The sequence below is a fragment of the Okeania sp. SIO2F4 genome (genome assembly GCF_010672385.1).
In the GTDB taxonomy this organism is placed as follows: Bacteria; Cyanobacteriota; Cyanobacteriia; order Cyanobacteriales; family Microcoleaceae; genus Trichodesmium.
Map to the genome: position 1 here is coordinate 1 of NZ_JAAHGT010001390.1, position 1520 is coordinate 1520.

Annotated in this window: 2 protein-coding genes; both read left to right on the forward strand. The window is 33.9% G+C overall.

What is annotated here, in order from left to right:
• Positions 1-333, forward strand: a 333-nt coding sequence (locus F6K22_RS40665) for a hypothetical protein (protein ID WP_293110820.1), incomplete at its 5' end; no start/stop codon positions are given.
• Positions 334-390: 57 nt separating this feature from the next.
• Positions 391-1520: glycosyltransferase family 4 protein (locus F6K22_RS40670; RefSeq protein ID WP_293110822.1), on the forward strand; the 1130-nt coding region annotated here is incomplete at its 3' end.

Below are 1520 nucleotides of genomic sequence, written 5' to 3' on the forward strand. Positions count from 1 at the left end.
AAACCAGTTTGGGTCATGTTAAACTTTGATTCTGATTGGCGTTGGTTAACAGACCGCAAAGATAGTCCTTGGTATCCCACAATGAGATTATTTAGGCAGCCAAAAATAGGAGATTGGAATAGTGTATTGAAGCAAGTTAAAGGGAGCTTAGAAAATTTGCTAGATAATAATTCTCCAACCAATAAAATTTCTGAAAGAAAGCCTATTAAATTGCCAAAAGAAGCCATTCAAAAAGCTTTAGCACAATATAAATCTGGCAAACATAAAAAAGACACACCTTCATCCACCTTCATGACTTATCCAAAAAATCAACAAACTAAAACTTTTATTTAAGGAACCAATAGTAATATTAACGACTCTGATAATTTGAAAAATTCTACTTCTGAAATAATGAAAATAATTGCGATTAACTGGTCTCTAAACCCTATGAGTGGTTGGGGTATTTATGGCATTAATCTTACTCTCCAACTACTTCAAACCCCAGGATATAAACCCCTACTATTAACGCCTTCTTCCATTCAACCAGGAACCTTAAACCCCCTCCATCAAGCTTTACTAAATCCAGTCTTCAACGAGCATAAAAATCTGCAAAATCAATTCAAAAATCACCAAGGCAAAAAGATTAAACTAAATTTGCCAACATTACAAGCATTAGGTAGTAATTTCTCTGTCAGTAACAATCTTGTAGGAACCAAAAACATCGGAATTATTTTTTCAGAAAATACCAAATTTACTTCAGAACAAATAAATCGCGCCCAAACATACAATTTAATTATTACAGGTTCTACTTGGAATACAAATATTTTAGAAAGTAAAGGCATAAAACCTGTACAAAAAGTTTTACAAGGTATCGATCAAACCATTTTTCATCCAGCACCTAAATCTAATACTTTTGACGATCGCTTCGTTATTTTTTCTGGTGGCAAACTAGAATATCGTAAAGGTCAAGATATTGTCATTGCAGCTTTTAAAATTTTCCAAAAACGTCATCCTGAAGCATTATTAATTACAGCTTGGCATAATTTTTGGCCTCAGTTTATGGCAGGAATTGAACAAACAGGAAATGTTCTTGGATTACCGAAAATTAGTCAAAATAAACGTTTACAAATTACTGAATGGTTCCTAGAAAATAATATTCCTAGTAATGCAGTTATTGATGTTGGTCCGATTCCTAATTATATGGTCGGACAAATATTACGAGAAGCTGATGTTGCTGTATTTACAAATCGTTGCGAAGGCGGAACAAATCTTGTGGCAATGGAAAGTCTTGCCTGTGGTATTCCAACAATTATTTCTGCTAATACCGGGCATTTAGACATAATTAATGATTCTCATTGTTATCCATTACGCTGTCAAAAATCTGTCAAACCTACCCCTCATTTTCCAGGTGTAGAAGGTTGGGGAGAATCTGATGTTGAAGAAGTAGTAGAAATGTTAGAAAAAGTATATTCCAATCCAAAAGATGCTCGACTTCGGAGCAATGCTGCTGTTAGTTTTATGCAAGATTTAACTTGGGAAAA